The organism is Arthrobacter sp. PL16 (genome assembly GCF_035985055.1).
Lineage (GTDB): Bacteria > Actinomycetota > Actinomycetes > Actinomycetales > Micrococcaceae > Arthrobacter_D > Arthrobacter_D cheniae.
This window is the reverse complement of record NZ_JAXCIC010000002.1, coordinates 150,788-168,366: the sequence shown is the minus strand read 5'-3', so window position 1 is coordinate 168,366 and position 17,579 is coordinate 150,788. Positions and strand designations below refer to the sequence as shown.

General features: G+C 68.9%; 16 protein-coding genes and 1 riboswitch. Of the genes, 3 read left to right on the top strand and 13 right to left on the bottom strand.

Annotated features, from left to right (window positions below; translation table 11 throughout):
* Nucleotides 1-19 precede the first annotated feature (19 nt).
* Both RCH21_RS04485 and RCH21_RS04480 read right to left on the bottom strand, forming a co-directional pair.
* Entirely contained in the window at nt 20-640 is a 621-nt protein-coding gene (locus RCH21_RS04485; RefSeq protein ID WP_326963374.1) for a MarR family winged helix-turn-helix transcriptional regulator, read from the bottom strand.
* Between the two features lie 97 nt (nt 641-737).
* Nucleotides 738-1,520, bottom strand: coding sequence for an SGNH/GDSL hydrolase family protein (locus RCH21_RS04480; protein ID WP_120147596.1), 783 nt, complete (start codon nt 1,518-1,520; stop codon nt 738-740).
* Between the two features lie 81 nt (nt 1,521-1,601).
* Between RCH21_RS04480 and RCH21_RS04475 the strand changes: the two genes are divergently transcribed.
* The gene (locus RCH21_RS04475) at nt 1,602-2,606 is read left to right on the top strand and encodes a diacylglycerol/lipid kinase family protein (protein WP_326963373.1); all 1,005 of its coding nucleotides are present in this window, start codon (nt 1,602-1,604) and stop codon (nt 2,604-2,606) included.
* A 91-nt stretch (nt 2,607-2,697) separates the two neighbouring features.
* On the opposite strand, the gene RCH21_RS04470 is transcribed toward RCH21_RS04475, so the two are convergent.
* The 7 genes from RCH21_RS04470 to RCH21_RS04440 all read right to left on the bottom strand — a co-directional run bounded on the left by RCH21_RS04470 (nt 2,698) and on the right by RCH21_RS04440 (nt 10,569).
* Nucleotides 2,698-3,750 carry a M23 family metallopeptidase gene (locus tag RCH21_RS04470; protein WP_326963372.1) on the bottom strand — a complete coding sequence of 351 codons (1,053 nt, stop codon included), beginning with the start codon at nt 3,748-3,750 and terminating at the stop codon, nt 2,698-2,700.
* 3 nt (nt 3,751-3,753) lie between these two features.
* Nucleotides 3,754-3,957, bottom strand: a riboswitch (cyclic di-AMP (ydaO/yuaA leader).
* Between the two features lie 180 nt (nt 3,958-4,137).
* Nucleotides 4,138-5,190 (bottom strand): siderophore-interacting protein, encoded by a 1,053-nt coding sequence (locus tag RCH21_RS04465; RefSeq protein WP_326963371.1) that lies wholly within the window; start codon nt 5,188-5,190, stop codon nt 4,138-4,140.
* Nucleotides 5,187-6,107, bottom strand: coding sequence for an ABC transporter ATP-binding protein (locus RCH21_RS04460; protein ID WP_326963370.1), 921 nt, complete (start codon nt 6,105-6,107; stop codon nt 5,187-5,189). The genes RCH21_RS04465 and RCH21_RS04460 overlap by 4 nt, the downstream gene beginning before the upstream one ends.
* A 1-nt stretch (nt 6,108) precedes the next feature.
* Nucleotides 6,109-7,152, bottom strand: coding sequence for a FecCD family ABC transporter permease (locus RCH21_RS04455; RefSeq protein WP_442784663.1), 1,044 nt, complete (start codon nt 7,150-7,152; stop codon nt 6,109-6,111).
* Nucleotides 7,153-7,178: 26 nt separating this feature from the next.
* A complete protein-coding gene (locus tag RCH21_RS04450) occupies nt 7,179-8,162 on the bottom strand; it encodes a FecCD family ABC transporter permease (protein ID WP_326963773.1) in 984 nt (327 codons plus the stop codon).
* Nucleotides 8,163-8,384: 222 nt separating this feature from the next.
* Complete coding sequence (locus tag RCH21_RS04445) at nt 8,385-9,395, bottom strand: glutathione S-transferase family protein (RefSeq protein ID WP_326963369.1); 1,011 nt, start codon at nt 9,393-9,395, stop codon at nt 8,385-8,387.
* Between the two features lie 82 nt (nt 9,396-9,477).
* Entirely contained in the window at nt 9,478-10,569 is a 1,092-nt protein-coding gene (locus RCH21_RS04440; protein ID WP_326963368.1) for a YihY/virulence factor BrkB family protein, read from the bottom strand.
* A 148-nt stretch (nt 10,570-10,717) separates the two neighbouring features.
* On the opposite strand from RCH21_RS04440, the gene RCH21_RS04435 reads away from it, so the two are divergent.
* Complete coding sequence (locus RCH21_RS04435; protein ID WP_326963367.1) at nt 10,718-11,800, top strand: NAD-dependent epimerase/dehydratase family protein; 1,083 nt, start codon at nt 10,718-10,720, stop codon at nt 11,798-11,800.
* A 16-nt stretch (nt 11,801-11,816) separates the two neighbouring features.
* Here RCH21_RS04435 and RCH21_RS04430 read toward each other — a convergent pair whose 3' ends face one another.
* From RCH21_RS04430 to RCH21_RS04420, 3 genes are all read right to left on the bottom strand, one after another.
* Nucleotides 11,817-13,904, bottom strand: coding sequence for a sensor histidine kinase (locus tag RCH21_RS04430; RefSeq protein ID WP_326963366.1), 2,088 nt, complete (start codon nt 13,902-13,904; stop codon nt 11,817-11,819).
* Between the two features lie 156 nt (nt 13,905-14,060).
* On the bottom strand, nt 14,061-15,104 hold the full coding sequence (locus tag RCH21_RS04425; protein WP_326963365.1) for an NAD(P)-dependent alcohol dehydrogenase: 1,044 nt from the start codon (nt 15,102-15,104) through the stop codon (nt 14,061-14,063).
* Nucleotides 15,105-15,255: 151 nt separating this feature from the next.
* On the bottom strand, nt 15,256-15,387 hold the full coding sequence (locus RCH21_RS04420; RefSeq protein WP_326963364.1) for a hypothetical protein: 132 nt from the start codon (nt 15,385-15,387) through the stop codon (nt 15,256-15,258).
* A 130-nt stretch (nt 15,388-15,517) separates the two neighbouring features.
* On the opposite strand from RCH21_RS04420, the gene RCH21_RS04415 reads away from it, so the two are divergent.
* Nucleotides 15,518-16,888 (top strand): dihydrolipoyl dehydrogenase family protein, encoded by a 1,371-nt coding sequence (locus tag RCH21_RS04415; RefSeq protein ID WP_326963363.1) that lies wholly within the window; start codon nt 15,518-15,520, stop codon nt 16,886-16,888.
* Nucleotides 16,889-16,905: 17 nt separating this feature from the next.
* On the opposite strand, the gene RCH21_RS04410 is transcribed toward RCH21_RS04415, so the two are convergent.
* Nucleotides 16,906-17,502 carry a nitroreductase family protein gene (locus RCH21_RS04410; protein ID WP_326963362.1) on the bottom strand — a complete coding sequence of 199 codons (597 nt, stop codon included), beginning with the start codon at nt 17,500-17,502 and terminating at the stop codon, nt 16,906-16,908.
* Between the last annotated feature and the right edge of the window lie 77 nt (nt 17,503-17,579).

The following is a 17,579-nucleotide window of genomic DNA, read 5'->3' as shown; positions in this document are numbered from 1 at the left end:
TCGGCGCACCGCTGGCGGCCTACTGGCCGCTGCCGCGAAGCTGCGGTTGGGCGGATCCGCCATTCCGACCCGTGGCGGAGCCGTCCTCTGCTCCCCCGGCATCCGCGGCATCACCCAGAGGGGGCTCCGTGGAACCGCCGGCCACCGCTGCTTCCGCGGCGGCCTCGCCGTCGGAGAGGATCCAGTGCGCACTGTCCATTCCCCGGAGTATCTTGCGCCCCACCCGCTCGAGGTCGGCGACGTCCTGCCGGTCGAGGGCGTCGAACACGGTGGAGCGGACCTGGGCGACGTGCGATACGGCGAGATCCGTGAGCATCCCGAGTCCTGCGGGGGTCAGCGTCGCGGTGGTCACCCGTCCGTCGGAGGAGGACGGCAGCCGGAGGACCCAGCCTCGCGCCTCCAGCTTCTTGACCACGTGGCTGAGCCTCGAGAGCGACGCCGCCGAACGTCCCGCCAGTTCACTCATGGGGAGGCTCGTGTCCTCGGACTCGGAGAGCATCGCGAGGACGTGGTAGTCGAAAAGGGTGATACGCGCTTCCCGGAACAGATGGGCATCGAGGCTCGAGGGGAGGAGCGACGTCAGCGCATAGAGTGCCAGCCACGCCCGCCGCTCGTCGGGTGTGAGCCAGTGCGCCGCCATCTGGTCATTCTGGCACATCGGCTCCAAGGCCGGCTGCGGGCTCCCACGCCGCCCTGCAGGGGTTGCAGGGCGTTCCGGTGAATGCTCCGGGCCGCCCTCAGGCCGTGATCGATGCCCAGTGCGGGTGGACCGGCGTCGGATATTTGGGCAGGAGGTCATCGCCCGAGGAGGCCCCACGGAGGCGCCGTCCGACCCATGGCGTCAGGTACTCCCGCGCCCACTGCGCGTCCGCTCGGAGCTGCTCCGCGCGCTTCAGCGCGGGCCGGGCCTCGAGCTCGGGCAGGTCGATCCGATGCGATGCCTTCAGCGCCTCGAGCACGCGGGCGGCCATGAGCGTGTGACCGGCGGTAGACATGTGCATGCGGTCGACATCCCAGTAGCCCCAGTCCTGGAACTCGCGCAGGCGCCAGTAGTCGACGATCGTGGCGCCTCGCGTGTCGGCGATCTCGCGCACCCACTCGTTGTAGACGGCCGTGCGCCCCCGGGTCTTGCCGAAAACGGCGGACCCCGAGGCATCGAACCCCGTGAACAGCACGACGTCGGTGCCCGCCTCGCGAAGGCGGCCCACGCCGTCGTCGTACTCGGCCATCAGGGCATCGATGTCGACGCGCGGCCTCAGGATGTCATTGGCGCCGGCGTAGATCGTGACGAGCGTCGGCTGGAGCGCCAGAGCGGCGTCGATCTGCTCCCCGAGGATCTGGCGCATCTTCTTGCCGCGGATGGCCAGGTTGGCATAGAACCAGGACGGATCGGCCAGGATGAGCTGCTCTGCCACGCGGTCCGCCCAGCCACGGACGCCGTTGGGTGACGCCGGGTCCCAGTCGCCAACCCCTTCCGTGAAGGAATCGCCGAGGGCCACGTAGCGCGAGGTGTTGGTCACGTCCAAAGATTACCCTCGGCGCGGAGGGCAGCGGGATAAGCTCGTCGAGGCCACCCGTTGACATCACGCACGAAGGACATCATGCCGACCGACGCTACTCCCGAGGCGACCATCGATCAGGGCTCCGAGGCCGGTTCGGGCGGCCGTCGAGCCGCCCTCATCATCAATCCGATCAAGGTCACCACCATCGACGTGGAGGGCGCCGTCCGGCGCATCTCCGCGGAGGACGGTTGGGACGAACCCCTGGTCATCGAGACCACGGAGGACGATCCCGGTCACGGCCAGGCCCGCCAGGCGCTGGATGCGGGAGCGGACCTGGTGATCGCCGCCGGCGGGGACGGCACGGTGCGGTGCGTCGCCGAGGAGCTCGCCGGGAGCGGCACCATGATGGCCCTCGTCCCGCTGGGCACCGGGAACCTGCTTGCACGCAACCTCGATATCGCCGTCGACGATCCGGACGCCGCCGTCGAAGCCGCCTTCCGTGGCACGGAGCGCAGCATCGACGTCGTGCACGTGACCGTGGACCGCGCGCAGGATGCACACGTCTTCCTCGTCATGGCCGGCCTCGGCTACGACGCGGCCATCATGTCCGACACCCGCGACGACCTGAAGGACAAGGTGGGCTGGCTGGCCTACGTCGACGCCGGCATCAGGAACCTGCCGGGCCGGCCCGCCCGTACCACCATCTCGGTGGACGGCGGCAAGCCCTTCGAGCGCAGGCTCCGCAGTGTCATGGGCGGGAACTGCGGCAAGATCATGGGTGGCCTCGAGATCTTCCCGGGCGCCAGGATCGACGACGGCCTGATGGATCTCATGACCGTGGCACCCAAGGGCAAGCTCGGCTGGCTCGCCGTGGCCGGCAAGCTGTTCGTCAAGGGCAGGGGCTCGAGCAAGGACCCCTCCCTCGAGTACTTCCAGTGCCGCACTGCTGAGGTCACCTCGCGGGAGCCGCTGGAGGTCCAGCTCGACGGCGATCCGCTCGGGAAGGCGAGGCACATGGCCTTCGAGGTGAAGCCTGATTCACTGCGGCTCCGGATGCCTCTCGGCTACAAGGATCCGGCCGTCGTGAGCGAGCCCCTGCCCTAGGAAGCGCGCGAATCCCGGCAGCGCGGGTGCCGGACCAGCGGGCGCCCGGGTGCCCGCTGGTCCGGCCTGCTGCTGTAGGGCGAGGCGCGCGCTACAGCCAAGGCTGCGGGTCGACCTTCTCGTCATTGACCAGGACCTCGAAGTGCAGGTGGCAACCGGTGGAGTTGCCCGTGCTGCCGACGGCGCCGAGGAGATCGCCGCGCTGCACCGCCGCGCCGACCGGCACCTCGAGGGCGCTCAGGTGGTTGTACGTGGTCTTGAGGCCGTCGCCGTGGTCGATAACGATGCGCTGGCCACCCCCGTACGCGTGCCAGCCGGAATCGGTGACCGTACCCGGGTCGGCGGCCTTGACCGGGGTGCCGCAGGCGCTGGCGTAGTCCTGCCCGGTGTGCAGCTCCGAATCGGGCCCGCCCATCGGGTTGACGCGGTACCCGAAGGTGGACGCGACGACCGGGCTGTCTACAGGAACGCCGAAGGCCTTGCGCTCCTGCGCTGCGGGTTCAAGGGAGGCAGAAAGAGCCCTGGCGGTGGCAATGCCCGGTGCGATGCCCTCGGCCGCCGGCCCAGCGCTCTCGAGGCCGAACGCGACCGTCGCTCCAGCGGGAGCGGTCACCGCCGGCGCGATCGCGGAGGCACGGGTGTGGGTGGGTGGCCCGACGACCAACTCAGGGGCAGCGGTCGACGCCGCGGGGACCACCGCTCCCATCAGCAGTCCGGCGGAGGCGAGCACCATCCCGCCGGTCGCCGCGTTCTCGCGCAACCGCTCGAACGGCTTGGGGACGCGTCCTGCCCGGCGGGCCGGCGCGGATCGGCGCGCACCGGGTGCCGCCTCGCCGCTCGCGGCCTTCTCCTGCTCGCGTAGCTCACGGCGCGTCAGGGACGGCGGAGTCGGTGACACGGCTCCGTCCTTCGACCGGGCAGCAGCGGACGCTGATGTGATCTCCGCACAGGAGTGCTCGACGAAGGAGGGAAGCTCCCGCTCGCGGAGTGATCGGCGGCTCGGCAGGAGGGTCTGGACCGAGGCGGAGGGGGCCGAAGGGGCGTGGATCGCCGATGCGTGGGCAGGGCGGTGTGGCAGCGGGTGCTGCTGGTGAGCGCGATCTTCGGACGCTCGACGGCGCCCCGACGTAACCGTCTGGGTCAACTGCTTACCTCTCTGAGGACGCCCGCGAAGTTAGCTGTCGGATTCGAGCAAGAGTTGACTCGGCCCCCTCGGCGCGGCCGAACTGCGGCAGACCGCAGGAAGACCGTGCTGATAAGCAATGCGTGAGGGCTTCACCCCGAGGCGGCTCGCACCGCCGGAATGTGGATCCTCCACCCCTGTCACAGATTGTTCAGGCGGTCCGCTGACAGGGTTAAGCGTGCGGACCTGGTTCAAGAAACGAGCTTCGACTGCTCAAACCCTAGGCCACGGAACACGATGTAACAATTCCGTTATCCCAACTGTGGATGATCCGTGCCATAATCTCTTCCGTCATCGGGAACCTGCGGAAAGGCATGGGAAAACCTGCGCCAGGTTCTCCGTCCCCCATCAGGCGAGCTCGGCCCGGCCCTTGCGCCAATAGCCCATGAAGGCAACCTGCTTCCGGTCGACACCGACGTCGCGCACCAGGTACCGGCGCAGTCCGCGCACTACGGCTGCTTCTCCCGCGATCCAGGCGTAGAAGGGTTGGGTGCCGGCAAGGCGCCCCGGGTTGACCGTCGACTCCACGATGGCCGTCTCGAGGCGCTGGGGCGTCTCCCACAGGATGGTCCGGTCGATGTCGACATCCTCCGGTTCGCTGCCGCCACTCGCGGCCCCCGATCCCGAGAGCGAGACCCAGCCCGGTACGCGGACGGCGTCGCGGACCGCGGCCTCGAGCAGCTCGCCGTGCGAGCGGCCACTCCGCGTCAGCCAGGTGATGGCCACCGATGATCGCGTCGCGATCCGCTGGATATCCCGCTCGTGGGGCACCTCGAGGAACGCCCGTCCGCTGATGTCCTCGGGAAGCGCCTCGAGGATGGCGCTGATCGCGGGCACGGCCGTCTCGTCTCCCGCCAGGAGGACGTGCTGCGCGAGGCCCGGGCTCCACTCGATGCCACCGTAGGCGCCCGCCGTCGTGCATTGCGCCGCCGACGAGTTGGGGCCGATGATGCAGACGCGGTCACCTGGCCGGACTGCAGCAGCCCACTCCGCCGCAGGCCCGCCGCGGCCGTCGCCGTCCAGGTGCATCACGAAGTCGACGTCGATCTCCGGGTTCGCACCACCGCACCGGAACTCGCGCACGGTGTAGGTGCGCATGGAACCGCGTTCCTCGGCGTCCATGCCGAGCCACGCCTGGTACCAGCTCGAGCCTGGGCCGCCGCTCATGATGCCGGCGATGTCCGGGCAGTCGTGACCCGGGGACGGGATGACGATCTTGATCCGGAGGTCCAGGGTGTCCCCTGCGACGCCGAACGATTCGAGGCAGGCTCCCCCGAAGGTGATGCGGCGGAAGGTCGCCGTGAGGTCCTGGACGGCGGTGACGACGACGTCGAACGCAAGCACCATCGGCTCGGTATCGGCGGCGGTCCGCCTCGCGGTCCGCTCTGTCACGTCGGTCATGATGCTGCCTCCACTCGTGCAGGAACCGTGTCCTGCGGATTGGGTCGGTAGCCCCGCACCGCCGCAGCGGTGGGGGAGGTCGGGGAAGGCATGGCGGTCCCCGGCCCGTGGTGCCTGCCGATGGGAACAACCATCGGTGTACGGGACACGGGGTCCTCGATGACGCGGCACTCGAGGTTGAAGACTCCGGAGACCGTCTCCTCGGTCACGACCGCCGACGGTGGCCCCTGTGCCACGATCCGACCGTCGCGCATGGCGATCAGGTGGTCCGCGTACCGCGCGGCCAGGTTGAGGTCGTGCAGCACCATCACCACGGTGGTGCCCGAGCGCCGGTTCAGGTCCGTGATGAGGTCGAGCACCTCGACCTGGTGCGTCACGTCGAGGAAGGTGGTCGGCTCGTCGAGGAGCAGGATGCCGGTCTGCTGCGCGAGTGCCATGGCGATCCAGACGCGTTGGCGCTGCCCGCCGCTGAGTTCGTCGACGTTGCGGTCGGCGAGGCCCAGCGTGTCGGTTGCCTCGAGTGCCGTCGCGACGGCGTCGTCGTCCTCCGGTGTCCACTGGCGGAACCAGCCCTGGTGCGGGTAGCGGCCGCGGCCCACCAGATCCGCGACGCTGATGCCGTCCGGGGCCACGGGCGTCTGCGGGAGCAGGCCGAGGACTCGGGCGACGGCCTTCGTGGACTGTGAGTGGATGTCGGAGCCGTTCAGCACCACTGTGCCGTCCACGGGCTTGAGCAGCCGGGCCAGACCACGGAGCAGGGTCGACTTCCCGCACGCGTTCGCGCCGACGATGACGGTCACCTTGCCCGCGGGCAGCTCGACGGTGAGTCCGTCCACGACCGTCCGCTCGTCATAGGCGAGTGTCAGCCCCTCGGCAGACAGCGTGTTCGCCGCCGTCGGATCCTTGCGTGGACCCATTTCAGCCTCCCTGGCCTCTGCGGTTGGCGGTGGCGAGCAGCCACAGCAGGAATGGTGCGCCGAGTGCGCCCGTCACGACGCCGACGGGCAGCGAGGTCCCCGGCAGGACGTTCGCCGCAGCGAAGTCCGCGCCGAGCACGATCACCGCACCGACCAGCCCCGCCATGCCGAGCGAGGGCCGGTGGTCGAGCAGGCGCCGGGCGATGGGTCCTGACAGGAAGGCGATGGACGCGACGGGGCCCGCGGCGGCCGTCGCGAAGGCAGCAAGGGCGACGCCGGTGAACAGGAGTCCCAGCCGCGACGCCTCGACCCGGACCCCGAGCCCCGCTGCGGCGTCGTCGCCCAGTTCGAGGCCCTGCAGGCTGCGCGACAGGATGACGGCCGCGGGCAGCAGGACGACGAGGGCGGCGACGAGCACGGTGGCGCGGTCCCAGTTGCTCGAGTTGAGCGAGCCGTTCAGCCAGAGGACGGCCTCCGAGGCGGTGCGGAGGTCGGTACGGGTGATGAGGAAGCTGACCAGGGCGTGCATGACCGCCGCGAAACCTATGCCCACCAGGATGAGCCGGTACCCTGCCACTCCCCCGCGACGCGAGATGAGGTAGATCGCCGCGGCCACCACCACGGCTCCGATGAGCGCCGACAACGACACCGCGGTGCCCGCGGCTCCGAAGAGGACGATCGCCGCCACGGCCGAGGCACTCGCGCCGTAGCTGATACCGATGATGTCCGGACTGGCCAGCGGATTCCGCAGCATGGTCTGGAACACCGCACCCGACATACCGAAGGCCACGCCGATCAGGAGGCCGATGACTGCGCGTGGCAGCTTGTTCTCCAAGACGATGAAGCTCGCACCCGGGATATCGGCGCCACCGAGGATGCGCAGGAAATCGGGGATGGTGACCGTATAGGTGCCGAGCAGGACGTTCACCGCGAACAGCACGACGACGACGCCCGCCACCGCGCCCAGGCGGGTCGCGGTGGTGCGACGCCGTCGGGCCCGGATGGCGCCGAGCCCCTCCCCGCGGTCGGGCGAGCTGCGGGGCACAGCGGGAACGCTCCTGACCGAGGTGCTCACAGCTGGGCCATGTTCCGGCGGCGGACGAGCCAGATGAATACCGGCGCTCCGACGACGGCGGTCATGATGCCCACTTGGACCTCGCCCGGCGGGAGGATGACGCGGCCGATGATGTCGGCGCCCAGCAGAAGCACAGGCCCGAGGAGGGCGGAGAACGGGAGGATCCAGCGGTAGTCGGCGCCGACGACGAGCCGGACCATGTGCGGGATGACGAGCCCGACGAAGGCGATCGGACCTGCCGCAGCGGTCGCCGCGCCACAGAGGATCACGACTCCGAGGGCGGTCATCGCGCGTGCGAGGCCGACGTTCTGGCCGAGGGAGCGGGCGACGTCGTCCCCGAGTGCCAGGCTGTTGAGCACCTTGCCCGTGGCGAGCGTGAGCACCAGGCCCGCGAGGAGGAAGGGTGCCACCGCCCCGATGACGTCCCATCCCCGGCCGGAGAGGGTGCCGACCTGCCAGAAGCGGAAGGCGTCGAGCGTCTCCTGGCTGGAGACCAGCACCGCATTGGTGAGGCTCGCGAGCCCTGCTGCCAGGGCCGCACCGGCCAGCGCGAGCTTGACCGGCGTCGCGCCCTCGCGCCCGAGGCTCGCTACCGCGTACACGGCGAGTGCCGCCGCGCCGGCGCCCGCGAAGGCGAACCAGATATAGCCGGAGGCGCTGCTGAGCCCGAACAGGTAGATGCCCACGACGACGGCGAAGGAAGCCCCGGCATTGATGCCGAGGATGCCGGGATCGGCGAGCGGATTGCGGGCTACGCCCTGGAGAGCTGCTCCGGCCGTCGCGAGCGCAGCCCCGACGAGGAGTCCGACGATGGTGCGCGGGACTCGCGAGAGGACGACGGCGTGCTCACCGTTGGTGGGATCGAAGGCGGTGACGGCGTCGATCATGGTGCCGATGCCGACTGATCGGGCACCGATGATCAGCGAGGCGATGCAGAATGCGAGCAGGACGAGGGCCGTGATGGCGAGCTTCGCGAGGATACGTGGGTTGGAGGACCGACGGCGACCCACAGGCCGCCGGCCGGGGGCGTCCTGGAGGGCGGCGGCCTGGACTGCCACGGTGCCTCCCTCGGACGGATGATCGGTCTGAAGTAAGGCTAGCCTATGCTTTGGGCAATTACGAAACGAGTTTGTGGCCTAATACGGAAGGGGGTCGGGCCATGAAGGGGCTGTCACGACAGCTGCGCGACAGCCCTTTCGCGGCTACGCGGCGGCGGGCGGAGTGCCGTTGCCGAAGGGCCGGCCCCCCAGGGATTCCCTGCCGTGCGGAGTGGTCCACCCGGCGAGGTCCGGGCCCTTGGGCACGATCCCCGTGGGATTGATGTCCTCGTGGACGATGTAGTAGTGCTGCTTGATCTGGTCGAAGTCGATCGTGTCGCCGAAGCCCGGCGTCTGAAACAGGTCGCGGGCATACCCCCACAGCGCCGGCATCTCCGTCAGCTTGTTCCTGTTGCACTTGAAATGGCCGTGGTAGACGGGGTCGAAGCGGACCAGCGTCGTGAACAGACGGACATCCGCCTCCGTGATGGTGTCCCCCACGAGGAAGCGCTGGGCCGTGAGCCGCTCCTCTAGCCAGTCGAGCGCCGTGAACAGGCGGTCGTAGGCGGCCTCGTACGCCTCCTGCGAGCCGGCGAATCCGCAGCGGTACACTCCGTTGTTCACCTCGGTGAAGACCCGCTTGTTCACGAGGTCGATCTCCTCTCGGAGCGCCTCCGGATAGAGGTCCGGCGCACCCTCCCGGTGGAATTCGGTCCATTCGCTGGAGAAGTCGAGGGTGATCTGGGGAAAGTTGTTGGTGACGACCGCCCCGGTGGTGGTGTCCACGACGGCGGGCACGGTGATGCCCCGTGAGTAATGGGGATCCCTTTTGAAGAAGGCTTCCTGCAGGCGCTCGATACCGAGCACCGGGTCACGCCCGTCAGGATCGAGGTCGAAGGTCCAGGAGCGGCTGTCGTGCGTGGGACCGGGGGTGCCGAGGGAGATCGCGTCCTCCAGCCCGAGAAGCCGCCGGACGATGATCGCCCGGTTCGCCCAGGGGCACGCGCGGGCGGCGATCAGGCGGTAGCGTCCAGCCTCGACGGGAAAGCCGTCCGCGCCATCACGGGTGATCCTCGTCTCGATGTACTGGGTGTCCCGCGTGAATTCTTCGCCGGTGGTGACGTAGGCCCCCTTGGTGCTGTGCCCTGACGTGTCGGCCTGCTGCGTATCGGTCATGCTGCAAGTCTAGGTCCGCCGGCAGACAGGAGGCCCGGCCATTGACATGGCCGGGCCTCCTGGTGCATCTTGTCGGTCGGGCCTACCGCTGGCCCGAGTCACGCCCGTACTTCTCGCGGAGTTCGCGGCCCTCCCTGATGAGCTTCAGCTTCTTTTCCTGCTTCTTCTCCGCAGCCTTCGTATCCCGGGGCGGAAGCTGGATGGTCTCCTCCGCTTCGATACCGCCCTGCAGCTGCCGTCCGCGTTCCATCTCGGCGTCGAACTCGACGCCGAACAGGAGCGAGAGATTCGCGAGCCAGATCCACAGGAGCAGCACGATCACGCCGGCGATGGCCCCGTAGGTCTTGTCGTAGCTGCCGAAATTGGCCACGTACAGGGAGAACGCCGCCGTGGTGATGGCCAGGACGATCAGGGCGATGAAACCGCCCAGGCTCATCCAGCGGAACTTGGGCTGCTTGACGTTCGGGGCGCCGTAGTACAGCACGGCGATCATGAGGACCGCGAAGATGACCAGGACAGGCCACTTGGCGATGTTCCAGATGACCAGGGCGGTGCCGCCCAGGCCGATGGTGTTGCCGACGGCCTCGGCGACGGGGCCGGACAGCACGAGCATCAATCCCATCGCCACGATGAGGACGAGGACGATGACGGTGATGAGCAGCATCTGGGGGCGCAGTTTGATGAAGCCCCGGCCCTCCTCCACCTCATACACGCGGTTCATGGCACGGGAGAAGGCATTGACATAGCCCGACGCCGACCAGATGGCGCCGAGGAGGCCGATGACGAACGTCAGGCCGGCGGCCTGGTTCGAGGCGAGCCCCTCGATGGTGGGCTTGATCGTCTCGAGCGTGTCCGGCGGGGCGAACTGCCCGATGATGTCCAGGACCTGGTTCGTGGTGTTCTGGGCCTGCCCGAACAGCCCCAGGAGGGACAGCAGGGCCAGGATACCGGGGAAGATCGCGAGGACCGCGTAGTACGTCAGGGCCGCGGCGAGGTCCGTGCACTGGTCCTTGCCGAACTCGCTGATGGAGCGCTTGAACACGTACTTCCACGCCGGCTTCTTGACGTCGTTGGGATCATCCGGCTTACGGGGGTCGTTCGGATCGGGCGCGGTCTGGGCCTTCTTGCCCGCTTCACTTCGTGGTTCGTTCTGGACCCTGCTGTTACTGCTCACGGAAACCTCCCGGTAGAGCCCTGGAATCGGTGTCGGGCAATTACTACGTCTGTACGTCTGCTTCAACTGCACCATAAGCTTACTTAGTAGTCCAGTCCCGATCGGTGCGCGTCCGCGTCCCCCGAACCACCAGGCCCAGGAGTAGCGCATGCGCATCGCCGTCATCGGCGCCACCGGAAACGTCGGCACCGCAGTCCTCACCCGACTCCAGCGTGCAGCCTCGGACCGCGAGGCCATCCAGCGCACGGGTTACGACACCGCCGAGGACACTGGCGGCATTTCGATCACCGGTGTCGCCCGCTCCGTCCCCGATACGGCCACGGCACCGTACGACGACGTCGACTGGCATGCCATCGACATCGGCACCGACGAAGGCCGGACGGCGCTGACGGTCGCACTGGCCGGCGTGGACGCCGTCGTGCACCTTGCCTGGGCCATCCAGCCGAACCGCGACGAGGCCTTCATGCACAGGACCAACGTGACCGGCACGGCCAATGTCCTGGCGGCCGCCGCGGCGGCCGGTGTCCGCCACGTCGTGTGCGCCTCTTCGGTGGGCGCCTACTCCCCCTCGGACAAGGAGACCCGTAAGGACGAATCCTGGCCCACCGGCGGCATCGACACCTCGCACTACAGCCGTCACAAGGCGGAGCAGGAACGACTGCTCGACGCCTTCGAGCACGACTACCCCGAGATCCCGGTGGCTCGCCTCCGTCCCGGGCTCATCTTCCAGCGCCAGGCCGGCAGTGAGATCGGCCGTTACTTCCTGGGGCCGCTCGTCCCCAAGATCCTCCTGGGTGGCCTGCCCCTGCCCCTCCTCCCGATACCGGCGGCCTTCATCTTCCAGGCCGTCCACGCCGAGGACATCGCCGACGCTTACTGGCGTGTCGTGGCCAGACGCGCTTCCGGTGCCTTCAATATCGCCGCCGAACCGGAACTGACGCCTGAGCGGGTCGCCGACCTGCTGGGAGCACGCCGCGTCATCGGGTTCCCGGTGCGCCTGCTCCGGTGGATCGTCGGCGCGAGCTGGGGGGTGGGCGTCCAGCGGACGGATCCGGGCTGGATTGATATGGCCTCCCAGTGCCCTGTGATGGACACCTCGAGGGCACGGACGGAGCTCGGTTGGGCGGCCCGGCACTCCTCACGCGAGGCGATGGCCGAGGTGCTCGCGGGGCTCCGCGGGGGCAAGGGCCACGGCGGCTCGCCGAAGCTGTACCCGCGCTCCGGGAGCTAACCGGTCGCGAGCCGGATCAGGATGCCGGGACCTTCGGCGCCTCCACCTCGCCCACCTCGGCCAGGGGAATGCCCTCCGGCAGCTGGTCGGGTGCGCCCGGCAGGCTGACGGTGAACTCCGCGCCGCCCTCCTCGACGTTCCGCACGCTGATGGACCCTCCGTGGCTCTCGGCGATGCGGCGGCAGATCGCGAGCCCGAGACCTGTTCCCGAGGCCTGGCCCAGGCCGTTCTCGGAACGGTGGAACTCTTCGAAGACCCGCTCCAGATCGCCCTCGGGGACACCGATGCCGTTGTCCCGCACGTGCACGAGGGTCCTGCCGGTGCGCGCGTCCACCGACGTCGTCACCGTCACCTCGCCCGTACCGTCGGTCTTCCCGTACTTCATGGCGTTGCCCACGAGGTTCTCCATGAGCTGCAGGAACAGGCGCTCGTCGGCGTAGACCGGATGCGGTGCGTCGACCTCGAAGTGCACCTCGGGCAGTTGTGTGCCCGGTAGCGCGGTACGGAGGTCGATGATGCCGTCCACCATGCGGCCGACGTCGATCCTCGATGCCGTGGACCGCTCCTCCTTGGCGAGGCTGTAGGCGAGGAGGTTGCGGATCAGCGTCCGCATCCGGAGGCTCGCCTGCTGGAGCCTTCCGATACTGGCCTCGCGTTCGGCGGGCGGCAGGTCAGGGTCCTCGAGCAGTTCGAGCCAGCCGTCGAAGACCGTCAGGGGCGTCAGGAGGTCATGGGCGACGACGGACGCGAACCTGCCGAGGTCCCGCTGGTACAGGCGCTCGTGCGTCACGTTGCGGAGGACCACGACGGCGCCGCGGTCTCCGGGAAGCGGAAGTGCGTCCACCGACAGGTGCATGACCTCCCCGGAGTGGTGCGTGAGGTTCAGGTCCATCCGCTCGGTGACCGTCCCCTGCAGCGCGAGGTCCAGTGGATTGTCCCCCTCTGCCAGCCGGCGGCCGCTCGGGGTGGTGATCTCGTAATCCCGCGTCAGCACCTCGCCGGGACCGGCTGCCATGACGCCCAGCCACCGCTCGCTGGTCGAATTCTGGAAGATCAGGCTCCGGTCCGCTCCCACGACCAGGACGCCGTCGTTCATCCTGCCGATCACGAGGTCGCGGAGTTCCGCTGCGGCCTTCGCCTCCTCGTTGGCACGGTAGAGGCGGTCGATGAGGCGACGCCGTTCGTCCATGCTCAGGGCCAGGACGGCCGAGAGCGAGAAGGCGATGAACATGAAGGATTGGGCGACATAGGCGGCGATGCCCGGATCGAGGTCCTGGAACGGACCCCGCCGTTCCAGGGTGAAGTAGACGAGGAACGCACCACTGGCCAGCCCGTGCAGCATGGCCCAGCCCGAACGGAGCCGGAGCCCGGCCCACATGTGGGCGGGGATGGTGGTGTACGCGATCGGGAGGGCCGAACCGGAACCGAACGTGGCGACGTAGAGGATCACCGAGATGACGATGAGGAACGCGTACTCGCCCCGCCGCGCCACCGAGAGCGGCGCACGCGTCTGCCCCTCGGCACGGGCCGTGATGCTGGCGGCGACGACGATACCGAGCGAGCCGAGCGCGGTCAGCGACACCGCGTGGCGGACGAGCCACGGGATGAAGGCGGCGAGCGGCTCGGCCGACCCCTCGATGGCGCTGCCGACCACGATGAACAGGGCGCCGACCGAGCAGGCGACGAGCGCGACGGCGCCGAGACGGAGATAGTCGCCCACGGTGCGCACGCTCATGTCCGGGACCAGCCGGCGGAAGAACGCGACGGCCACCGCCGTCTGTGCGGCGCTTCCGAGGGCCACCGCGAGTGCGAGCACCACGCTGAGGCCGGTGACCAGGTTGACGACGGCGAGGATGGGCAGGCCGGCGGTGAGGGCGATGAGGAGATCCCGCCGGGTCCGGGACGCCCAGAGGCCCCACAGGAAGGCGATACCGGCTGCGGGCCACACAAGGGCCAGTCCGGTCGATTCGAGGTTGGTGTGCCGACCGAAGACGGCGGCGGCAGCGAGCAGGAGGCCGAACAGGATATGCAGGGACGCCGGGGACAGCGCTGCTAACCTACCCGCGACCGTGTGCATCCGCGCCTCGCCCATCCCACTACCCATCAGAAGAATCGCTGTCCTCCCGCGCGGCCGGACCAGGACCGTCGGAACGCCGCCCTGAGACAGGCCACGTGATGCACAGCATATCTGCTGGTCGGTTGCGCCCTCGCAGGGGCGGAGCACCCGGGAAGTATTCCGCCCCTGAGGTAGATCGCGGACCTACGCCAGGGTGGCCGCGTCGATCACGAACCGGTAGCGCACGTCCGAGGACAGGACTCGCTCGTAAGCCTCATTGACGGCGTCCGCCGAGATGACCTCGATCTCGGGTGCGATGCCGTGCTCGGCGCAGAAATCGAGCATCTCCTGGGTCTCGCGGATTCCGCCGATGCCGGAGCCCGCGAACGAGCGCCGCTGGTTGAACAGCGTGAACACGTGCAGGGGAAGGGCGTCCGCCGGCGCTCCGACGTTGACCATCGTCCCGTTGAGGCGGAGGAGGGAGAGGTATGCGTCCAGGTCGATCTTCGCGCTGACCGTATTGATGATCAGGTCGAAGGTCATGGAGAGCTTCGAGAACGTTCCGGGGTCACTGGTGGCGTAGTAGTCCGTGGCTCCGAAGCGCTTGCCGTCCTCCTCCTTGCTGAGGCTCTGCGACAGGACGGTGACCTCGGCACCCATGGCGTGCGCTATCTTCACGGCCATGTGGCCGAGACCGCCCAGTCCGACGACGGCGACCTTCTTGCCCGGGCCCGCGTTCCAGTGGCTGAGGGGCGAATAGGTGGTGATCCCGGCACAGAGCAGGGGCGCTGCGGCCTCGTAGGGGATGCTCTCGGGAACGGACAGCACGAAGTTCTCGACGACCACGACGTGGGTGGAGTAGCCACCCTGCGTGATGGTGCCGTCGACATCCTTGGCGCCGTAGGTCCCGATGTTGCCCTCGAGGCAGTACTGCTCCTCGCCCTGTCGGCAGTTGGCGCACTCGCCGCACGAGTTCACCATGCAGCCGACACCCACGCGGTCGCCGACCTTGTGCCGGGACACCTCGGTGCCGACCTCCTCGACGACGCCCACGATCTCGTGGCCCACCGTCAGCGGGTACTGCTGCGGACCCCACTCGCCGCGCACCGTGTGGATGTCGGAGTGGCAGATGCCGGCGTAGGCGATCTTGATCAGCACGTCCTTCGCTCCGACGTCGCGACGTTCGATGGTGGTGGGGATGAGCGGCTCGGTGGCGGACGGCGCTGCATAGGCATTGACGGTCTTCATAGGGTTTCTCCTGGGGAGTTCTCGAGGGCGGCCGGCGGTGTGCAGGCCGTGGGTCTGGGGGTGGCACCACGATGGTGCCGGGTCGGCATCGGGAGGTCCGGCCCTTGTCCCGGCCCGAGCGCCGGACAGGGCACCCGACGGCGCGGACGTCCTACCGGTTGTCGGCCGGCACGTCGGAAGGGTAGGCGGAGGCGGTGGGGTGGGGGTCGACTGTCGCCTGCAGCCCGTCGCGGTTCCCCCCGCCGCCCACCCCTGCCGGCAGATCGGTGTGTGTCGATTCCAAGCTTCGATCCTAGGCGCAAGGACGGCCGAGGGACACCACTCCGCCGCTGGTGGAGGCACGTTGCGGCCCTGGCCGTATACAGGTGCAGGATGGGTGGAGCCACCGGTGCACGGACTGAAGGAGCTCTTCCATGGATTACACGTTCGACGTCCTCGTCATCGGTGGTGGACCCGCCGGCATGGCGGCAGCCACCCGCGCCGCCGAACTCGGGGCGCGAACCGCCGTCGTCGAGCGGTCCGCCCTCGGAGGTACCTGCGTGAACTCCGGCTGCGTGCCCACCCGCGTGCTCGCGAAGACCGCCCGCCTGTTCCGTGAGGTCCGGACGGCCTATGACTATGGAATTGTGGTCGCCGAACCATCGGTCGACTGGCAGAAGACCGTGCAACGCGTCCGCGCCACGGTGGCGAAGGTCCTCGAGGCGAAGGGGTACGGCCCCACGATGGAGCGCCTGGACATAGAGCTGATCGAGGGCGATGCGGAGCTGACGGGTAAGCACTCCGTCGTCGTGGACGGACGCGAGGTCACGGCCGCGTCGATCATCCTCTGCATCGGAGGAAGCGGGCGCCGCCTGCCCATCGAGGGCGCGGAGTTCGCCGTCCTGCCGCATGAGGTCCTGGACCTGGAGCGACTGCCGGGTTCCGTGGCGATCATCGGCGGCGGACATACCGGCGCCCAGATGACCACCATCTTCGACGCCCTGGGGTCGGAGGTGCTCCTGCTCGATCTCGCGCCGCGCATCCTGATGACGGAGGACGAGGACGTCGCCGCCGCCGTGACAGCCAGCTTCGCCGGCAAGGGCGTCCAGGTGGAGACCGGGATCGGCGGGATAGACAGCATCAGCAGGGAGGGGGACGGCCTCGTCCTGACCTGGAAACGCGACGGCCGACCGCAGTCCCGGTCCGTCGATGCCGTCATCATGGCGGCGGGCTGGCCCGCCAACCTCTCCGGGCTGGGCCTCGAGGTGGCAGGCGTGGAAACCTCCCGCTCGTTCATCCCGGTCGACGGGTACCTGCGGTCCAACGTCCCACATATCTTCGTGGCGGGTGACGCCAACGGCAGCAGCATGCTGGTGCAGGCCGCCGTGTTCGAGGGAGAGACGGCGGCGGAGAACGCCGTCCTGGGCGCCAACCGCACCACGCCCCACCACCTCCTGCCCGAGGGCGGCTTCACCGATCCCGACTATGCGGGCGTGGGCCTCACCGAGACGACGGCGCGGGAGCGCGACGCCGAATGCCACGCGGTCACGGTGCCCTACGCCGTCGTCGAGCGCCCCATCATCGACGACCGCGAGCAGGGCTTCCTGAAGCTCGTGGTCGATCGCCGTCGCGAGCTGATCCTCGGCGCGCACGCCGTCGGCGAGAACGCCGTCGAGGTCATCACCGCCGTGGCTTCCGCCATGGCGGGCGGCACGGACCTCGCCACGCTCGCGCGCGTGAAGTTCGCCTACCCGACCTACAGTGCGGCCATCGGGCATGCCGCACGGGCAGCCCTGCGCGGCTAGGGTCCGCCGGTCGCCACTCAGCTCCGCAGGAGCACGAGCTCCTCGAGCGGCAGGCGCGTCCGCGGAGCCGTCTCCCGTTCCGCCAGCGCTTCCGGAAGCTTGTCCGCGTCATCCACTGTGCCGACAGCCGTGATCGTGATGGGCTTGAGGTTCTCGGTGAGGTCGAACGCGGCGACGATCCTGTCCCACTCGACACCCGCCATCTGGTGGGTCGCGAGACCTTCGTTCTCTGCCTGGATGCTCAGGTGCGCCACGGCCTGCCCGAGGTCGTACTCGGAGTAGGGGCGTGGGTCGCCGTCGACCGTGGATGTCTCGGCGATCCCCAGGATCAGCGCCGAGGCCTGGTGCGCCCATGCTGCATTGAAGCCCATGAGCGCTGACACCATCGCGTCGAACGCGTGCGTCCCCCGCCGGGCGACGATGAAGCGCCGTGGCTGGTTGTTGCTCGCTGACGGCGCCCAGCGCGCAGCCTCGAGGAGCGCGTCCAGCTGGGCGTCGGAGACGGTGGCCTCAGGATCGAAGGAGCGTGGGCTCCAGCGCCTGGCGAGCTCGTCCACGATGGGGACGCGCGTATCGGCGAGACGGGCGGTCGTCAGTGCAGGACTGAAGGACATGAAGGTGCTCCTGTGCTTGTTCGGGAGGAAACGGCGCACCGTTGAGCCTCGTTCCTCACAACAACCGGACCCGGAAA

What these genes read in the sequence shown, in the direction of transcription:
- RCH21_RS04485 (WP_326963374.1), bottom strand. Translation starts at nt 640, where the DNA reads ATGGCGGCGCACTGGCTCACACCCGACGAGCGGCGGGCGTGGCTGGCA.
- RCH21_RS04475 (WP_326963373.1), top strand. Translation starts at nt 1,602, where the DNA reads ATGCCGACCGACGCTACTCCCGAGGCGACCATCGATCAGGGCTCCGAG.
- RCH21_RS04465 (WP_326963371.1), bottom strand. Translation starts at nt 5,190, where the DNA reads ATGACCGACGTGACAGAGCGGACCGCGAGGCGGACCGCCGCCGATACC.
- RCH21_RS04460 (WP_326963370.1), bottom strand. Translation starts at nt 6,107, where the DNA reads ATGGGTCCACGCAAGGATCCGACGGCGGCGAACACGCTGTCTGCCGAG.
- RCH21_RS04445 (WP_326963369.1), bottom strand. Translation starts at nt 9,395, where the DNA reads ATGACCGATACGCAGCAGGCCGACACGTCAGGGCACAGCACCAAGGGG.
- RCH21_RS04435 (WP_326963367.1), top strand. Translation starts at nt 10,718, where the DNA reads ATGCGCATCGCCGTCATCGGCGCCACCGGAAACGTCGGCACCGCAGTC.
- RCH21_RS04430 (WP_326963366.1), bottom strand. Translation starts at nt 13,904, where the DNA reads ATGGGTAGTGGGATGGGCGAGGCGCGGATGCACACGGTCGCGGGTAGG.
- RCH21_RS04425 (WP_326963365.1), bottom strand. Translation starts at nt 15,104, where the DNA reads ATGAAGACCGTCAATGCCTATGCAGCGCCGTCCGCCACCGAGCCGCTC.
- RCH21_RS04415 (WP_326963363.1), top strand. Translation starts at nt 15,518, where the DNA reads ATGGATTACACGTTCGACGTCCTCGTCATCGGTGGTGGACCCGCCGGC.
- RCH21_RS04410 (WP_326963362.1), bottom strand. Translation starts at nt 17,502, where the DNA reads ATGTCCTTCAGTCCTGCACTGACGACCGCCCGTCTCGCCGATACGCGC.